General features: G+C 36.8%; 17 protein-coding genes. 12 read left to right on the top strand and 5 right to left on the bottom strand.

Going from position 1 to position 19,109, the window contains the following annotated elements:
- The first annotated feature begins 152 nt into the window (after positions 1-152).
- The 7 genes from TY15_RS08380 (at position 153) to TY15_RS08355 (ending at position 9,633) form a co-directional block, all read left to right on the top strand.
- A complete protein-coding gene (locus TY15_RS08380) occupies positions 153-3,551 on the top strand; it encodes a hypothetical protein (RefSeq protein ID WP_040208694.1) in 3,399 nt (1,132 codons plus the stop codon).
- A gap of 422 nt (positions 3,552-3,973) precedes the next feature.
- Positions 3,974-4,102, top strand: a complete 129-nt coding sequence (locus TY15_RS25110; RefSeq protein ID WP_257000286.1) for a hypothetical protein — start codon at positions 3,974-3,976, stop codon at positions 4,100-4,102.
- A 250-nt stretch (positions 4,103-4,352) separates the two neighbouring features.
- Positions 4,353-5,354, top strand: coding sequence for an ABC transporter substrate-binding protein (locus TY15_RS08375; protein ID WP_040208695.1), 1,002 nt, complete (start codon positions 4,353-4,355; stop codon positions 5,352-5,354).
- Positions 5,355-5,473: 119 nt separating this feature from the next.
- Entirely contained in the window at positions 5,474-6,505 is a 1,032-nt protein-coding gene (locus TY15_RS08370) for an ABC transporter permease (protein WP_040208696.1), read from the top strand.
- On the top strand, positions 6,480-7,274 hold the full coding sequence (locus TY15_RS08365; protein WP_040208697.1) for an ABC transporter ATP-binding protein: 795 nt from the start codon (positions 6,480-6,482) through the stop codon (positions 7,272-7,274). The genes TY15_RS08370 and TY15_RS08365 overlap by 26 nt, the downstream gene beginning before the upstream one ends.
- Before the next feature lie 166 nt (positions 7,275-7,440).
- Positions 7,441-8,055 carry an NUDIX hydrolase gene (locus TY15_RS08360; protein WP_040208700.1) on the top strand — a complete coding sequence of 205 codons (615 nt, stop codon included), beginning with the start codon at positions 7,441-7,443 and terminating at the stop codon, positions 8,053-8,055.
- A gap of 216 nt (positions 8,056-8,271) precedes the next feature.
- A complete protein-coding gene (locus TY15_RS08355; protein WP_040208702.1) occupies positions 8,272-9,633 on the top strand; it encodes an aspartate kinase in 1,362 nt (453 codons plus the stop codon).
- A gap of 43 nt (positions 9,634-9,676) precedes the next feature.
- Here the strand turns inward: TY15_RS08355 and TY15_RS08350 are convergent, their stop codons facing one another.
- A complete protein-coding gene (locus TY15_RS08350; protein WP_040208703.1) occupies positions 9,677-10,249 on the bottom strand; it encodes a DUF2238 domain-containing protein in 573 nt (190 codons plus the stop codon).
- 11 nt (positions 10,250-10,260) lie between these two features.
- Complete coding sequence (locus TY15_RS08345) at positions 10,261-10,827, bottom strand: DUF2238 domain-containing protein (RefSeq protein WP_040208705.1); 567 nt, start codon at positions 10,825-10,827, stop codon at positions 10,261-10,263.
- 147 nt (positions 10,828-10,974) lie between these two features.
- Here TY15_RS08345 and TY15_RS08340 point away from each other — a divergent pair, with 147 nt between their 5' ends.
- Complete coding sequence (locus TY15_RS08340) at positions 10,975-11,622, top strand: GntR family transcriptional regulator (protein ID WP_040208706.1); 648 nt, start codon at positions 10,975-10,977, stop codon at positions 11,620-11,622.
- Positions 11,623-11,650: 28 nt separating this feature from the next.
- Here the strand turns inward: TY15_RS08340 and TY15_RS08335 are convergent, their stop codons facing one another.
- Complete coding sequence (locus tag TY15_RS08335; RefSeq protein WP_040208707.1) at positions 11,651-13,216, bottom strand: ABC transporter permease/substrate-binding protein; 1,566 nt, start codon at positions 13,214-13,216, stop codon at positions 11,651-11,653.
- Positions 13,216-14,340, bottom strand: a complete 1,125-nt coding sequence (locus tag TY15_RS08330; RefSeq protein ID WP_040208708.1) for an ABC transporter ATP-binding protein — start codon at positions 14,338-14,340, stop codon at positions 13,216-13,218. The genes TY15_RS08335 and TY15_RS08330 overlap by 1 nt, the downstream gene beginning before the upstream one ends.
- A 211-nt stretch (positions 14,341-14,551) precedes the next feature.
- Between TY15_RS08330 and TY15_RS08325 the strand changes: the two genes are divergently transcribed.
- From TY15_RS08325 to TY15_RS08310, 4 genes are all read left to right on the top strand, one after another.
- Positions 14,552-15,250, top strand: a complete 699-nt coding sequence (locus TY15_RS08325; RefSeq protein ID WP_081799368.1) for a M50 family metallopeptidase — start codon at positions 14,552-14,554, stop codon at positions 15,248-15,250.
- A gap of 16 nt (positions 15,251-15,266) precedes the next feature.
- Positions 15,267-15,752, top strand: a complete 486-nt coding sequence (locus tag TY15_RS08320; protein WP_040208711.1) for a nitroreductase family protein — start codon at positions 15,267-15,269, stop codon at positions 15,750-15,752.
- A 236-nt stretch (positions 15,753-15,988) separates the two neighbouring features.
- Entirely contained in the window at positions 15,989-17,239 is a 1,251-nt protein-coding gene (locus TY15_RS08315) for a DHH family phosphoesterase (protein ID WP_040208713.1), read from the top strand.
- Positions 17,240-17,507: 268 nt separating this feature from the next.
- On the top strand, positions 17,508-18,494 hold the full coding sequence (locus TY15_RS08310) for an acyltransferase family protein (RefSeq protein ID WP_040208714.1): 987 nt from the start codon (positions 17,508-17,510) through the stop codon (positions 18,492-18,494).
- A gap of 71 nt (positions 18,495-18,565) precedes the next feature.
- On the opposite strand, the gene TY15_RS08305 is transcribed toward TY15_RS08310, so the two are convergent.
- Positions 18,566-19,087, bottom strand: coding sequence for a MerR family transcriptional regulator (locus tag TY15_RS08305; RefSeq protein ID WP_040208715.1), 522 nt, complete (start codon positions 19,085-19,087; stop codon positions 18,566-18,568).
- Positions 19,088-19,109: the final 22 nt, after the last annotated feature.

The raw sequence follows: 19,109 nt of genomic DNA, 5'->3' as shown, positions 1-19,109 counted from the left end.
ATACAGATATTTTACTAAAAGGTAAAACTGATTATTTATTGCTAATAAATGAATTATTGGCAATTTTAATGAATTTGGTGTAAAATTACACTAAATAGATCTTTTATGAAGATGAATGGACCACATCAATGGGATGAAATGGGGGAAAACCAATGGAGCAGAATCCAAAAGAAGAGAGAAGAAGGATATTTAGGCAGGTGCTTTTTACTTTGAGAGAAGAAGGGTACTTATCTCCTGCAATTGTAGAAATGGTTGCCAAGGCACATCATCAATACTACCTCGATTTACTTGAATTAAGTCCACTTCCAGCAAAAGAAAAAGAAACAGTACCAATGGCTGTTCCTCTTAGACCAGCAAAAGTTAAGAAAACAAGGACACTAGATGAGATTCGTGAACGGAACATTACGTGGTTATTAAATATTGGAGTTATTTTCTTACTAATTGGTGGCTTATTTGTTGCTACAAGTAATTGGGAATCAATGACAAGTCTGATGAAAAGTGGATCAATAGCTATTGTTTCCATATTATTTTATGGGATTGCGTTTGTAACAAAAAAAGGTTTGCATATCGATAAAACGGCCTTTGCCTTTACTGTTTTAGGAAGTTTATTTCTACCTATATTTATCCTTTCACTAGGATGGTTCGAACTTTTAGGCCCATATCTGTCTGTCAATGGAGAGGGACGCTATTTACTTGGCATGCTAGGTAGCCTGGTTCCAATTACGATTTACATCTTCCTTGCTAAGAAACTAAATTCTAGATTATTTGTTTGGTTTACGTATGTTTCATTATCAATAGGATTAAGCTTTTTATTGGCAGCATTGAACCTTAGAACCGATTTTTATTATTTAGGAATAGTGATAATTAATACCATCTTCATTATTGCTTACCAAAGATTAAAGGACAGGGTAGCTCTCAAATTGTTTACTCAGGAAATGGTTCCCTATATCCAAATACATCTAATCATTTCAACCCTAACGATGCTTTTTATCTACGATAATGAGGTGATCCATGGCTTTAATTTACTTTTAACAGGAATCATCTATTTGTCGATGATATATGTGAGTGGCAGGAAAGAATATCATTTTATCTTTACGATTATGCTTGTTTATGGTGCCTATCAAGTGATCGAGCATAGCGCTCTAGATCAGATTGGCGCGATATTCTATGCATCCTTGGCCTTTGGATTGGTATTTATTCCTAAAGTATTAGATAATAAATTTTCATTAGAGAAAGTATTTCAATATACAAGTGGAGTCCTATCTGGCTTTGCCTTTATTTATATAAGCGTAGAAGCGTTCTTGATTAGGACAGGAACTCCTTCGATTGTCCTTCTATTTGCCTATCTTATTATGGCTACTAATTTCTTATACTTAGCTTTCAATCGTAAAGAGAGGATTTTTCCTTATTTAAGTTCACTATTTTTTGCATCAACTAGTCTCGAAGCGGTTGACTTACTTAATCATCCGTTTGGATTTTTTCCTTTTCCACTTTTGGTCTTTATAGCTGGATTTCTACTTTTTTGTGTCTTTGGATTCCGTCGAATGAAATGGGTCATGATCCTCCAGACTGCTTCAAAGGACGTTGGTATAGGTATCATGGTGCTTGCTGTTTTGATATCGTTCACTTTCCTTATGTGGTGGGAATTAGGGATCATGCTCATCCTACTATCAATATCTGCTTATTTATTACACAAATTTGATGAAAGGGTGCAATATAAGCAAGTAGCGATTTGGGTCATACCGATTGCATGGGGTCTCTCGATCATGGCATTTGGTGAAGAAATGATTGGCTATTCAGGCGTATATGCAGTTAATTATGGATATCCGGTAAATCTTGCCTGTGGAGCCCTCTTTGTTTTATGTTCAAGCTTGCTATGGAATAAGATTGGTGAAATAGAAATAGGGAAACTTTCCTTGTACACGGCACAGATACTTTACACGTTGGCTATTTTTTGCGTATTAGTAGATCCTTTAAATCAACCATGGGTCCAACCAGCTATATTGACAATAGGAATTGGGATGTATACATATCTTTATAAACTCACCGGAATAAAATGGATACCATTTTTTATTAGCATAGAAGTACTGTTTAGCTATTTTTCCATCATACATGCTGTTTCACTACTGATAACATTTAGTCGGTCTGTTGATTCATTAATCGCCTCAACAGGAGCTGTGATTTTGCTGTTAACTGCTTTTATATGGAGGAAATGGGATCATGTCCTATCGTCTGCCTTTGCATGGGTCGGACACATCGTATATCCATTTACATTGGTCTATACTTTGTTTGTTTTTCATGATTTTGCACTTTACAGCTTCATTCTAGCCATTTTTGTATATGCATTGAGTAGTAGATATGCCGTTCGGGAATGGCAGATTAAAGTCTATCTTTATGGTTGTTTTACCTCATTATTTTTTATTGTCACAACTGCTATCAATATGGTCTTTGCTGATTACCTAGGACAATATAATTTTCTTATCACCAGTGGCTTAATTCTTTTATTCTCATTGGTCGTGAAGGGAGAATATGCAAGGCGAACCACTTATTACTTAGTGTCATTTTCAATGCTTGGGATTGGTTTTTCACTTTTGATCTATCCATATAATGGGCTTCAATATCTTGTAACCCTTTCCTATGTGGTGGGATTATTAGTCTATTTGCATAAGGTAAAATGGGATATTTTTGGGCTGGTTCCATTAATATTTGCATTTTTTGCAACAGTGGAGTTCTCGTATTCGAGTGAAATAATGGGGCTTGAAAACATGCTACTTTTCGGTGGTTTGGGAATTCTCATGATTTTTATTGGGCAAAGTATTTACAAAAAGGTTGTTTCTAATGGGAAAATGCTTCTTGATACAAAGATTGATGGATATACAATGGTATCCTTCTTATATTTTGTGTTTATGTACTTTATTGACACAGAAAATCTTTGGACGCATGCCTTACCAGGGTGCCTCATCGCCATCGCCATCTGGCTGCAGGCAAAAAGAGTACCAGTAGGTGCATCCGTATTTATGTCCATCCTCGGAGGAACCTATCTATTACAGCCCTATTATTCGGTCATATATAGGTTGAATATTGCGGATTTATGGAAACGGGAGGTACTTGTCCTTCCCTTTATTCTACTGGTTATTTTTATTCAAAAAAATCTAAAAGGAAGGTATGCTGAAAGTATAAAAGCTATCCAATGGGGAGTATTAATCTCCGTTTCTCTGCTCCTAATCCAGGATGGCTTAGCTAGCAATACCGTGTATGATGCCATTATTTTAGGAACACTTTCATTAGTATCTATGCTGACAGGAATGTTTCTCCGTATTAAATCTTACTTTTTTGTTGGGGCAGGGGTGTTACTATTAAATGTATTCCTGCAAACCAGACCATATTGGGGCAACATGCCATGGTGGGTATATTTATTAATAGCAGGCATGGTCTTAATTACTGTTGCAAGCTTTAATGAATGGCATAAGCAAAAAGTACAAAAGGGGGAGTCCACCTTCTTTACCCTGATAAAGAATAAAATAATCGAGAAAATAAAAAATTGGGATTAAATAAAAAGGAGCCTGTTGCCTTGGGATTACGATCCCCAAAGGTGACAGACTCCAATATTTTTGTACGATTATGAAACAGATATAAGTGACTCCGACTCGCTTTGTTTCCCACCTTTTTTTAATCCGTTAAAAAATCTAAATTCCCGCCGGCTTGTCTTGTGCTTGGCTACAGAAAGCTATCGCTTTCTGTACGCATTAAGAGAAACTAAGCCGATTTTCAATCGTAAGACTTGCCTGATTCCCTTCCCTTCCCCATTGTAAACTGACTTTTTGGAAAAAATAGTGAATAATATCATATCTTTACTGTTAAAAAAGTACTCGATATTTGTTTTTTGTTGATTTCTTTACGACCCCCAGGTTTTTTAAGGAACCATCGAATAGTCTTATAACAAGTAAGGAGTAACAGTTGATGGAGGTTTGTGATGGGAAACATTTTAATTGATATCGATAAATTACTAGAGGCCACATCAGAGCTAACATCTGAAAAGAACAGTCATATGGTGAAAATGGTAGAGATTGATCAATTACTAGAGAACACTAGGGAATGGTAAGATAAAGAATTTAACTCATTTCCTTATCATGTTTTATATACTTGCTTGAATGCCTTCCACTTACACGAAGGCATTTTTTTTGTCGAAAATTTTAGGTTTGATGTTTTCTCTTCACTAATACGCTTTAAAGCAAAAAAATATTTTCCCCATTTCTATTGCTTTTAAAACAAAAAGATACTAGAATAATTTTAATATAAAAAATTTTTTGACAATAATTATATTGAACGAGGTCAAGGGGGATGGAAGTTACATGAAAAAAAGAGTTCAGGCATTTTCTATTGCAATGGCAGGAATGTTGCTGCTAGCTGGCTGTGGTAGTAAAGAATCAGCAGGAGGTTCGGAAAAGGGAGGCGCGGATAAGGAATTCAAAGTGGGGATTACCCAATTTGCACCGCACCCTTCATTAGATGCTGCGACGGAAGGCTTTAAAAAGGCTTTAAAAGACAAGGGGATTAAAGTTAAATATGATGAACAAAATGCTCAGGCAGATATGAATAACACGCAAACAATTGCTACAAATTTTGTGGGTGATAAAGTAGATTTAATTTTTGCAAATGCAACTCCTAGTGCGACAGCGGCATTGAATGCTACCAAGGATATTCCCATTATCTTTACATCGGTAACAGATCCTGTTGGGGCAGGATTGGTTGAGGCATTTGACAAGCCGGGGAAAAACATTACCGGAACAACTGACAATCATCCGGAAGCAACGAAAAAAACCATTAGTTTTATTACTGACGAAGTGAAAGCAAAGAATATCGGTGTCATCTATAACTCTGGTGAACAGAATTCTGTTGTTCAGATTGAGGAAGTTAAAAAGATTGCTGAAGGACAGGGAGCTAAACTTGTAGAAGTATCGGTTTCTACTACAGCAGAAGTGAAGCAGGCCGCCGAATCATTAGTTGGGCGCGTGGATGCTATTTATATCCCAACGGATAATACTGTTGTGACAGCGCTTGATTCAGTTATTTCGGTTGCAAACAGCAAAAAAATACCCCTTTTCGTTGGTGAACTGGACTCTATGAAAAAGGGAGCAGTTGCAGCAAGTGGCTTTAGCTATTTTGATCTAGGTTATCAATCAGGTTTAATGGCTGCAGATATTTTAAGCGGCATGAAGAAGGCGTCTGAAATTCCAGTTGAATTGCCTAACAGCCTAAAGCTAGTTATTAATAAGAAGGCAGCTGAAACGCAAGGACTCAAGGTAAATGAGGATTGGAAGAACTTAGGCGAGTTTTATGAAGGAAATGAATGAGCAATGCTTCAAGGAGGAAGCCTTTTTAGGGGTTAACTCCTTGATTTTTACATAGGAATGAAAGCAGCTTTTATTGATTATTAAAATAGACGAAAAGACATAAAGAAAGGATGATCTTCATGTTTACAGCCCTTTTTGGTTCATTTGAAGCAGGAATCATATATGCGATTATGGCACTGGGCGTTTATCTTTCCTTTCGGATTCTGGATTTTCCAGATTTAACGGTGGATGGAAGTTTTGTAACAGGGGCTGCCATTTCGGCAATTCTTATCGCGAATGGTGTCAACCCCTTTTTAGCAACAATCGGGGCTTTATTTGCAGGATTTGCAGCTGGGTGTATGACGGGACTTCTCCATACGTTTGGGAAAATAAATAATTTACTTTCTGGAATCCTCATGATGATTGCTTTATATTCGATTAACCTAAGAATCATGGGGCGATCCAATATTCCGTTATTAAATACGGATACGGCCTTTACAAAAATTAGTGAAGTTTTTGAAAAAACAGGCATTGATTCTTTTTTCAATAGCCTTTTAACTTCGGTAGGTCTTGGGGATAGTCTGCCCGAAACATGGGGAATTCTCATCTTTATGATTCTCGTCACGTTCTTAATTAAATTCATGACTGATTTGTTCTTACAAACGGAAATTGGTCTCGCTGTCAGAGCAACGGGAGACAACAAGCGAATGATTCGTAGTCTTTCTGCTAACACCAACCTCCTTGTCGTCCTTGGACTCGGTTTATCTAATGCCTTAGTTGCTTTCTCTGGTGCTCTTATTGCCCAACAGGGAGGATTTGCTGACGTCGGCATGGGTATCGGAATGATCGTGATCGGCTTAGCATCAGTGATTATTGGAGAGGCCCTATTTGGCACAAAAACCATCGCCAGAACAACTCTTGCCGTTATTGGCGGGTCCATCATTTACCGAATTGTCGTAACCTTAGCGCTTCGGGTTGATTTCTTGGATCCAGGTGATATGAAGCTCATTACTGCCCTCATTGTAATTCTTGCACTTACTACACCGAAAATCATTGAAGGCTCTAGAGAGAAAAAGCGGAAGGCCCGTAGAAAAGCTGAACGAATGAATCAGATCCAGGCTTCTGCTCATGCAAAGGGGGATCACCATGCTACGCTTAAATCAGATTCATAAGATTTTTAATGAAGGGACGCCCGATGAAAAAATAGCTATTGATCATGTGAACTTAACCCTTGAACCCGGGGATTTCGTCACCGTCATTGGAAGTAATGGAGCTGGCAAGTCTACGTTAATGAATATCATTTCAGGTGTATTAACTCCAGATGTTGGGGAAGTGCAAATTGGCGGTAAAAATGTAACAGGGGTGTCCGAATTTAATCGTTCTAAAATGATTGGCCGTGTTTTTCAGGATCCGATGGCAGGTACGGCCCCAAGTATGACGATTGAAGAAAATCTTGCAATGGCTTATTCACGAAATAAAACGCGTACATTCCGAAGAGGGGTAACGAAAAAACGGCGTGATTATTTCTGTGAAGTCCTCGAATCCTTGCATCTCGGGTTGGAGAATCGTTTACAAGCGAAAGTAGGTTTACTATCTGGTGGGGAGCGGCAGGCACTTTCCTTATTAATGGCGACCTTTACAGAGCCCTCTATTCTACTACTTGATGAACATACGGCTGCGCTAGATCCATCAAGGGCAGAGCTAATTACCAATTTGACAAAGGAAATTGTAAGGAAATACAACCTTACTACTCTTATGGTTACTCATAATATGCAGCAAGCGATTGATTTAGGAAATCGGTTAATTATGATGGATAAGGGACAGGTGATTTTTGAGGTAACAGAAGAAAATAAATGGAATCTAACCATTGAAAGTTTATTAAGTGAATTTAAAAGAATTCGTGGTGTACAAATGTCAAGTGATCGTGCCATATTGTCGTAAGTGAGCAAAGTTACGAGCATCTAATCATGGGATTGATAATAAAAAAACATACTTCAGGGGCAATCCAACTCATTTCTGTTGGGTTGTTTTTTTCTATAGTCTAATAAAAAATGGTATTGTAGTAAGTAACAAACATAATATTACGAATATAGAGTGAGGTGAAGGCATGGAATTAGATCCGGTTTTACAAAAATTGAAAGTGCATACCCCTAAGATTTTAGGCAGTGAGAGATTTTCAAAATATGCGGTTATGATTCCACTACTTCAAAAAGAAGATGGAATTCATATCTTGTTTGAGGTTCGTTCCCTTGAATTAAGACGGCAGCCAGGAGAGATTTGTTTTCCGGGAGGAAGAATTGACCCGGAGGATTTAGATGAAAAAGGTGGCGCTGTACGTGAGACGGTTGAGGAATTAAGAATTGATGAAGAAGATATATCGGATGTTTACCCACTTGATTATATGATTTCTCCGTTTGGAATGATTCTCTATCCGTATGTTGGCTATATTAAAAAACCTGACCGAATTTCGCCAAACCCATCAGAGGTAGGAGAGATCTTTACTGTACCGTTAGCTTTTTTTATGAAGAATAATCCAGAAATTTATCGAGTCCAATTTAAAGCAGAACCAGAGGAAAATTTTCCATTTGATCTGATTCCTGGTGGTGAAAAATACCAATGGCGAGCAAGAGGATTGGAGGAATATTTTTATCGATATGGTGATAGGGCAATCTGGGGACTAACTGCTAGGATTCTTGCCCATTTTATTGAAATTATCCGTTAATTTAAGGATGCTATCCTCCTTGGTAGTATAGTTAATTTTTGATATAACAAGTTCAACAGTGGTTTTCTTAGGGAAATTACTGTTTTTTCTTTTGTATTTATTCCACAGTCTTTTATACAAGGACAAATGTGCATTGGAGAAGGAAAAAACACTTGAATATTTTCGGAATTGTAATAAAATTAAGATTATATTTTTGATAGATAAGGGGATGTATCAATGAAGGTTATTAAATTTGGCGGATCCTCTTTAGCATCGGGGAAGCAACTTGAAAAGGTATTTCAGATTGTTTTATCAGATCCCGAACGAAAAGTTGTCGTCGTATCAGCACCTGGCAAGAGATTTTCAGATGATTCAAAGGTAACTGATTTATTAATTGAAGTTGCTGAACTTTGTTTAGCGAATAAAAATCCTCAAATCAGGCTTGAAGAGGTTATCGAAAGATATGCAGCCATTGCGGAGGAATTAGCACTTCCAGATCGGGTCATGGCCGAAATCTATGACGATTTAATGGTAAGAGTTGCGAGTAATAAAAGTAAACCTGACCGATTTATCGATTTACTGAAGGCGAGTGGTGAGGATAATAATGCAAAATTGGTGGCTGCTTATTTTCGTGAGCAAGGAGTAGAGGCTTACTATGTTGATCCTAAAGAGGCAGGTCTGTTAGTAAGTAATGAACCAGGTAATGCCCAAGTCTTACTGGAATCCTATGACCGGCTGTTTGCACTCAGTCAACATCCTGGAATTTTAATCTTTCCTGGTTTTTTTGGCTATAGTGAAACAGGTGAAGTGTGTACTTTTTCGCGGAGTGGTTCTGATATTACAGGTTCTATTCTTTCTAACGCGCTAAAGGCAGATTTATATGAAAATTTTACAGATGTGGATGCTGTTTACTCTGTTAATCCAACAATTGTGAGCCAGCCAAGAGAGATAAAGGAATTAACCTACCGTGAAATGCGTGAATTGTCCTATGCCGGCTTTACCGTATTGCATGATGAAGCACTTGTTCCAGCATATAAAGCTGGTATACCAGTTCAAATAAAGAATACAAATAATCCGAATGCACCAGGAACAAGAATAGTGAATGTACGTGATAACATCAACGGTCCGGTTATTGGTATTGCCAGCGATCAAGGGTTTTGTAGTATATATGTTAGCAAATACTTAATGAATAGAGAAATTGGCTTTGGCCGAAAGCTGTTAGGAATTTTAGAGGATGAAGGTCTCTCCTATGAACATACGCCATCTGGTATTGACGATGTCTCGATTATTTTAAGAGAAAATCAGTTAGATGTTAACATGGAGGCAAAGATTATTAAGCGAATTAAGACAGAATTACATGCGGATGAAGTGAAAATCGAACATAGTCTTGCACTTATTATGGTGGTTGGAGAGGGGATGCGTCAGAACGTTGGGACAATGGCAAAAGCATCCAAGGCATTAGCAAAGGCTTCGGTTAATATTGAAATGATTAACCAAGGCTCCTCAGAGGTAAGTATGATGTTTGGGGTTAAGGAAGTCGATGAAAAAAGAGCTGTTCAGGCTTTATATGAGGAATTCTTTATGGCAGTAACCGCATAAAATCAATAAAAAGGTGCGTCGACTAAGACGTACCTTTTCCCTGTCATTTCTTAATCTTCTTATTCGTGCGAATGCCAGCCCAAATGGCAATGACAAGACCGCCTAATGAATCCGCAATTAAATCGGTCATGGTATCCTTATTACCTCCGCCTTGTAAGGTCATACCAATCAATTGGTCACAGCTAAACTCATACACTTCCCAAAGTACACCGCCCAATGCTGCAAACGAAAGAGTAAAGAGAAACACAAACCACGGTGAAATAGCCTCACCTGCATTTCTATGGATGAGTCTTTCATATAAGGCAATACCTGAAAAGGCAAGGATGGCACCGCTAATGAAATGCATGAAAGTGTCCCACCAACCAAGGCCATACCAACCTAGTATCGAGCCGAAATATTGTGATCCGATCAAGAAGATTAAATAAGATAGGACAATCGGTAAATTGAATTGAAGTTTAGTGAAAAAGGCTAAGATAAGGGGGATAGCCCCGCATATAATCCCCCCAATTGCTACAGTTGATTTAAAGGAATCCTCATTTTGATAGTAATAGACTGCCAAAACAGCCATGAAAATAACATATAAGGTACTAAATAGAATGACAAGCTTCCGGTTCATTCAAATCACCTCTACACTTTTTCTTTTCTAAAAAGGGAATAAATAGCTATAAGTAAACCGCCGGATAGACCACAAAGTAAATCCTCCATCGTATCCTGATTTCCACCTCTTTGCATCGTATGTGTTAATGTCAAATCACCAACATATTCATAAATTTCCCAAAGCACACTCGACATCGTCGCTAGTGACAGAACGAACAGAAATAGAATCCAAGCTGAGACACCTGCTCGCATCTTTTCAGGAATCCAGCATTTATATAGGACTATGCCGATCACCCCTACTAATATACCCTTATAAAAGTGAAGGGTAGAATCCCACCATTTATGATGCAGGTAAAAGCTAGAGATCGACCCTAAAAATAATGAACAAAATAAAAACAGATAATAACCGAAGATGATTGGGATGTTAAAAGGATTATTTTTCAACCTTAGGAGGACAAGTGGTATAGAACTAACAACGATTCCTCCTAGAGCCACCTGCCATCGTGATGAATCATCCTTTATCATGTAATAAATAAATAATGCAACCATAAATAGACTAAACCCTATGCTTAATAGTACTAACATCCACTTTTTCATCTTGATCATCTCCTATCAAATAACTCCCTACAATTATGTCCAAATCAACATACTTATATATTCCGCTCGCAAATAGGAAATAAAAACGGTATAGTGTAAAGGTATCAAACATCCATTTTATCAAATGAATCTTGATGGAGGTTCCTAATGCAGAAAGCACAAATTCCTACATATGAGCGGATTGCAATTGATTTAGCAAATAGAATATATGATGGTAAATTTAAGGTAGGAGAAAAGATCCATGGCAGGTCCACTTTGGCAAGTGAATACAAGGTTTCCCCTGAAACGGTAAGGAGAGCTATCAAGATTCTAGAAGATGTCGAGATTCTTCAATCTACAAAGGGCAGTGGAATCATTATTTCTTCTCGAGAAAATGCCTATAAATATATTCATCGATTTTCTAATTTAGCCAGTATTAAAGATCTTGAAAAGGAAATGAACAAACTTATCACTGAGAGGGATAAGCTTGATGAGCAGCTGTTTGATACCCTGAGAAAGATTATGGACTACTCAGGAAAGCTTCGTCACACCAATCCACTGGCACCGATTGAAATAGAAATATTCCCAGGCTGTATCCATATTGGCAAAACAATTTCTGAAGTAAAGTTTTGGCAGAATACAGGAGGGACCGTGATTGGGATGAAGCGGAACGGGGAATTAATTATCTCGCCAGGACCATATGCTCTTATTCAAGAAGGGGACATCTTACTTGTGATTGGGGACGATAAGACATATGATCGGGTAGTTCATTTTCTCGAGGATGCATATGAACAGGAAGAAGCCGGTCGCAATTGACCGGCTTCTTTTTCATTGAAATAGGTGGTTAATCTAATAACCCTTCTTTTTCTAAAAATTCCTTGGCTACCTTAGCAGGTGACTGCTTGAGACTGTCTACCTTATAATTTAGCTCACGCATTTTTTCATCAGATAGTTTACCGGCTAGGGTATTAAGAGCTTTTTTCACTTCTGGGTGTTCCTCTAGGGTGCTTTCTTTAATAATAGGCACTGCATAATAGGGAGGGAAAAAGTTTTTGTCATCCTTTAATACCTTCAAATGAAAGGCCTCGAGTAAGCCATCAGTCGAAAAGGCATCGATGACATCACTTTTATGGTTATCAAGTGCAGTATAGCGTAAACCGCCATCGACCGCTTTGACGTCTTTGAATTCCAGATTATATGTTTTAGAAAGACCGATTAAACCATCTTCTCGATTTGGAAATTCGATAGTAGGACCCATGGTTAAATTTCCGCTAACTTTCACTAAATCTGAGATCGTCTCCAATCCAAATTCTTTAGCGGTATCTTGTCGAACTGCTAAGGCATAGGTGTTATTAAATCCGATCGGTTTTAATAAGTCAATATTATATTTTTGTTTAAATTCTTTTTGAACATATTCATATACTTTATCTGGGTCACTTTCTGGCGGCTGATTTAAAATATTTACCAAACCTGTCCCTGTATATTCTACATATACATCGATATCTCCACTTTGAATCGCACTAAAAGCGACTTGAGTCCCACCAAGATTTAATTTTCTCTCTACTTTAATATCAGTCTTATTTTCTACTAAATCTGCTAGCATATTTCCTAAGATTATCGATTCACTAAAATTCTTAGAACCAATTACAATCTTATCTTCCGCATTAGCGGTTGTATATACTTTGAATGCACCAGCCACAATGATTACAAATGAGGTAAGTCCAATCAGCCATCTTTTTGTTTTTTTACCTACTTTAGCTGTTCTTTTTGCAGATGTTTGTTTATTTGTATAAGAAAGGCCTGATTCAAGTTTACCAACAACAAAGTCAATTAAGAGAGCTAGAATACAAGCGGGAATTGCTCCGGCCAAAATCATATGATTATCGACGGTTTGTACCCCAGAGAATACGAGGTATCCAAGCCCGCCTGCTCCAACGAAAGCAGCAATGGTCATTAAACCAACAGCTGTTACCGCTGAAATTCTGATACCCGCCATAATCATCGGGAAGGCTAGTGGTAACTGAACCTTTCTCATTGTTTGACTCTTGGTCAGACCGATACCTTTGGCGGCTTCCAGAATGTCTCCATCAATATTTGTCAATCCAGTATAAGTGTTCTTGACGATAGGTAGTAATGAATAAAGGACGACCATGACAATCGCTGGTGAACTACCAATTCCGATAAACGGAATGAGGAAACCAAGTAGAGCCAAGCTCGGAACGGCCTGAATAACGTTTGTTGTGCCAATAATAGGTTTTGAAAGCTTTGGCTCATTTGAAATCAAAATGCCAAGAGGTATCCCAATAATAATGGCGATAAGGACGGAAATAATGCTTAAATAAAGATGTTCACCCAATAAACTTAGTATTTGCTGATAATTTTCCGTTAAATAATTCAAAAAAGCACTCATTAAAACGCCACCTCCAAGTCAATTAATTGGCTGCTTAATGCCGATAGAATGCTACTTCTTGTAATTAACCCTGTTAATTGGTTAGCGTTGTTGACAACAGGCAAATAACCAATTTTATGTTCATTCATGGTTGCTAAGACAGATATTAAGTTAGCATCCTGTGAAACGGATTGGACTTGGTGCTCCATGACCATTTCAATTGATGTAGTTCGATTTAACAGTTGAATACTTTTTAATGTGACAAGTCCTTTAAGGACGTTTTGTTTATCTGTCACCATGAGACTATCTACTTTGTTGTCCTTCATTATTTCAATCGCCTGGAGAACATTTCGCATTGCATTAATCTTTACCGGTTGATGAATCATAATATCCTCAGCCAATAATAATTCAGGATTATTCCAGACTCTTCTTTTTCCGATAAAGTCTTCAACGAAATCATTAGCAGGATTTTTAAGAATGTTTTCAGGTGTATCATATTGAAGAATATCTCCATCTTTTAATATACAAATTTTATCTGCTATTTTAATAGCTTCATCCATATCATGAGTAACAAAGATGATGGTTTTATTTAATTCCTTTTGCATCTGGAATAATTCATCTTGAAGTGAACTTCTTGTAACCGGGTCTAATGCGCTGAAGGGTTCATCCATTAGGATGATGTCGGAGTTAGTGGAAAATGCTCTAGCAACGCCAATTCTTTGCTGCTGACCACCGCTCAATTCTTTTGGATATCGATGCAAAAACTCTTTTGCGTCTAAACCAACTATCTCCAGTAATTCACCTGTTTTTTTCTCAATAGCTGCAGGATCTTCACCTTTTAATTTTGGAATCAGCTCAAGGTTTTCTTTTATCGACATATGCGGAAAGAGACCAGTGTTTTGAATCACGTATCCAATATTTCTTCGTAATTCAATCGGATTCATCGTCGAGATATCTGTCCCATTGACGAATATTTTACCTGACGTTGGCTGAGTCAATTTGTTAATCATTTTAAGTAAAGTCGTTTTTCCACAACCGCTTGGCCCGATAAAAACAACAAGTTGACCAGCTTCAATTTCTAATGAAAATGGATTAATGATTGTTTTTGTTCGATATTTTTTAACAATGTTATGGAATTTAATCAATTTCATTCCCCCTAATCTAATATCATGTTATATTAGTAACAACTTAATGATAACATAAAAGTTGTTGGTTTGTCTAATTCGCCTAATAAATAGGGGAGAAAACCTTTATAAATCACATCTTTTACTGAATGTGAAAGTTAAAATTTGCAATATTGCTAATATAAAATGTTAAAATAGAGAGAAGTAGTTTCTATAAAGAGGGGGAGTTATGTTGAGCTTTGTTCGGGACAAAGTCAGTACGAAGTTTTTTCTATTCCTCATGTTTGCCTTTTTACTGATTCATGTACCATTCCTCGGGAACTATGTAAAAATAATCAATACGTTAATCCATGAATCAGGCCATGCTTTGATTGCTCTTTTGGGTGGAAATGTTGAAACAATTTCTTTATTTATGAATTCTGAAGGTGCAACAATCAGTAATCAGTCTACATGGATTGGCAGCTTCTTCACAAGTCTTGCTGGTTATACGTTTGCCTCTTTTATGGCTTTTTTATCTTTTTTATTAATAGGGAGAAAAAAGGAAATAATCCTAATTGATATCATATTGGGGTTTATATTCTTGAATTTAATTTTTTGGGTGCGAAATCCGTACGGAATTTTTTGGCTCTGTTCATTTGCTGTTGGGTTTCTGTTATTGCTCATAAAAGGAAGTCAAGAATTAAGAAATCATTTGTTACTGTTAATTGCTGCCATCTTGTTAGTGGATTCGCTACAAAGTGCATATGAAATACTCTACATTAGTATTTTTCAACCACAATCAGCAGGTGATGCTGCTAATCTAGCACGATTGACTGGCTTTATACCTGCACCTTTATGGGGGCTTTTCTTCTTCGTTCAATCAATTGGGTTTTGTTATTTTGGTTTAATAAGGGGGTATTATAAGTTAGGGAGTTTTCACAAACAACACTAGAAGGGGGATAATGTGTATGAATATCATAGATGTGATGAGCACAAGACGAAATATAAAGGTATTCAAGCCGGATGTTATTAAGGATGAATTAATTAATAAATGGCTTCAGACCGCATCATTGGCTCCAAATCATCGTATGACTGAACCATGGGAGATTTATGTAATCGGCAAGGAAACAAGAGCTAAGTTGAACCATAAAACGAATTTTGGTGATGCCCCATTTCTAATGGCAGTCGTATCAAGGAATGGTGCTACAGTAGTTGAGACGGAAGAAAACGTAGTGGCAACCGCATGTTTTATTCAAAATTTTAACTTGGCGGCATGGGCAGAGGGGGTTGGGACATTTTGGTCATCTGTAGGGATAACCCCAAAGAACAAACAAATTCTTGGGGTAACTGATGACAGTACCATCCTTGGAGTTTTAGGAGTTGGCTATCCAAAAGTTGTCCCAGATCCAAAACCACGGACTCCGATTCAGAACAAAATAACAAGTTTACCATAATATAAAAAAGTCAACCGATTTATTTGGTTGGCTTTTAATTGTTAGTGACTCATCAAATTAAATACAGTTTATCGTTGATGATGAAATCTTTTAGTCGATATTATCGTTCATTTAATATATATTTAGTGAATGGACCAGAGCTTAAAAGACCTATACTAGGTCAACATCATTCTGTATAAGAATAGGTACTCGAAACCAAACTAAACGTTATGGAAACAAGATTGGAAGGTGTCAAGATGGTAAAAATTTTCACAGATATTGACTTGGACGGCTTAGGTTGTGGGTTAATTGCCAAAATAGCCTTTGGGGAAAAGGCAAATGTATTTTATAGTTCATATCGAAATTTAAATCAAAGAGTAGATTCGTTTATTTCACATCCGGGTAATAATCATGAAGATGTATATATTACGGATTTAGCCGTTAATGAAGTTATCGAGAAAAAACTGGAAGAACGATTTCAGCACGGAAGACATATTCAAATGATTGATCATCATGTGACAGCAATGCACTTTAATCAATACAAGTGGGGGAAAGTCCTACCCGAGTATGAGAATGGTAAAAAGACATGCGCAACCTCACTATTTTATGATTTCCTTATTGAGCAAGAGATGATGGACCGAAATCATGCGCTTGAAGAGTTTATTGAGTTAGTTCGTCAATACGATACGTGGGAATGGGATGAAAATAATAATGTAGCGGCTAAGCGCTTAAATGATTTATTTTACATAATGAACAGAGAACAGTTCGAAGAAGAAATGCTTAAACGGTTAACAGAGAATAAAGACTCATTTAGGTTAACCGATACGGAAAATATGATTCTTGATATCGAAGAGCAAAAAATTAATCGCTATATCCATTCCAAGAGTAGACAAATTGTCCAAACCATTGTAGACGATTATTTTGTTGGAATTGTACACGCTGAACAGTATTTGTCTGAGCTTGGAAACGCCTTGAATAATATTTACCCCCATTTGGATATGATCGTTCTTATGAATGTTAGTGGAAAGAAAATGGGCTTTCGTACAATCCATGAAGAAGTGAATGTAGCCGAATTCGCTCAAAAATATGGCGGGGGTGGACACCCGAAAGCCTCAGGATCAGAAATGACAAAAGAAGCATTTGAAACTTTTATTGTAAATGTTTTCGACTTAAGCCCGCTTAAACCGGATGCAGATAGGAATGAGTATAATGTTAAGGATTCATTATTCGGGACCAGCTATCAAAATCAAAGCGGAGAAAATTCTTATATTCTTCCAGCGGGTGAAGGAACTTTCTATGTGGTACATAATGGGGAAAGAGCAAATGAAATATTTTCAAATTTCCAAGCTGCAGAGCACTATATAAAAAGAAATTATTCCTCATGGCTACGACAAGATCAAGAATATCTAAAACAGGTTTCATCCTCTCTTCGTGTCCCACTTGAAGAATTAAAAGAAAATTATATTGAAATGATAAGTAATCATTTGATTGATATTGAGAGCAGATAAATGAGAGCTGGGGATGCCCAGGCTCTTTTTTTTGGGGTTTATTTACTTTGTAGAAGGGTTACATAGTAGCTACCAGGTAAGTTACTCCTAGGTAAAAGGAATTACTATTTTAAAATTGTAATTTATACGAAATAGAATGTTAACCCAATTTCATCATCCTGTAATAATACTAAGTTATCATGGTTACATGGTGGATGATTCCAACGTATATCAAAAGACAATAATGGTAAGAGTTTTTTTGAGGAAAATAAAGCTATGGGGTGATGTGATGAATACCACTTCAAAAAGGAGTAAATTTTTCGATAATGCAAAATTTATTTTGATTTTCCTTGTTGTTTTTGGCCATATGATAAGTCCTTTGAAGGAGGATAATGGTATCTTATTCACTTTATATACAGTTATCTTTTTATTTCATATGCCAGCCTTTATTTTAATCTCTGGATACTTTGCAAAAGGGTATAAAAAGAAGGGCTACTTCTTAAAATCAACAAAGAAAATATTAATCCCTTATTTTATCTTTCAAATTATTTATTCGATTTATTACTATTTGATCGGACAGGAAGAGCGATTAGCTTTTGATTTCTTACATCCTCATTGGTCATTATGGTTTTTGTTGAGTTTATTTTTTTGGAACTTGTTATTATATGTATTTGCAAGGTTGGGATGGCCTGGGTTTGCAGCGGCTGTCATAATAGGGATCGCCATTGGGTACGTAAATCATGTGGGAAGTTTTTTAAGTTTATCTAGAACGATTGTTTTCTTTCCGTACTTTTTATTGGGTTATTTACTTAATGGAAATCAGTTAAAACGACTCATTCGTGCAAAATTTTCATTCCCACTTGGTATTGTCATCATTATGTTAACATGGTTCTTGTTGGGTTATACCTTCCCAAAAGACGCTGTCCCATGGTTATTGGCTGATACCTCTTACGAGAGTATGGGGGGCATGGAATGGACGGATGGTTTTATTCGTGCACTACAATATGGGTTGACACTTATCGTTGTGTTTGGCTTTTTATCACTAATCCCGTCCACTCAATATAAATTAACAAAAATTGGCGAACGAACGTTATATGTCTATCTGTTCCATGGTTTTATTATTAAATCGCTTCAAGCGATAATTCCTGAGGAAAGCTTAGTATTCATTTCAGGAAATTATCTGTTACTAATGAGTATTTCTTTAATCATTTGTCTAATTTTAGGAAGCTATATGATTAAAAAATATACTCAACCACTGGTAGAGTTAAAGGTATAGGCCGTAATCTTCAACTACACAGAAAAGCCGAACATGATTGTCCGGCTTTTTTGCTATTTATATGGTATTGGTTAAAATCCAAAAATCGAACTAACAAAATTCTTCTTTTTTCTTTTGATCTTGCTTTGTTCAAAGCTAATTGTTTTTTCAATTTGTGAAGGTAAGTTCAGTTGGTTAAATTGACTTTGAAGCAATTCGAGCTGTTGTGATAATTTTTTAACTTGGTCCTGCAAATCTTCTATTTCACGGCGATGTTGTAGGAGTTGATAAGAAGCAACAGAATCTGCCTTCGTATTTAAGCTAATTTCTAGTTCGTTTACCTTCATAGTTAATTTTTCAATGACCTTATCATTTTCTACAGACTTCATAGCGCCCTTACGTATATTTTTTTCCTCATTCACTGGAGTAATTTCATGGAGCAATGTTCCATTTTGAAGCTGTTCATGAATCTCTTTGAAAAGATTAATATCATCGTTGGTAAAATGATAATGCCCCCGATCATTTTTTTCCATCGGTAATCTAAGCTGCTTAACCCAACGTTGAACCGTACTAGCAGACACCCCTAATAATTTTGCTACTTCGCTTGTATTCATGTCAAATCCTCCTAACGATAGA

It is taken from the genome of Neobacillus jeddahensis (genome assembly GCF_000612625.1).
Lineage (GTDB): Bacteria > Bacillota > Bacilli > Bacillales > Cytobacillaceae > Neobacillus > Neobacillus jeddahensis.
Note: the sequence above shows the minus strand (reverse complement) of the source record. Positions and strands in the feature narration are given on the sequence as shown.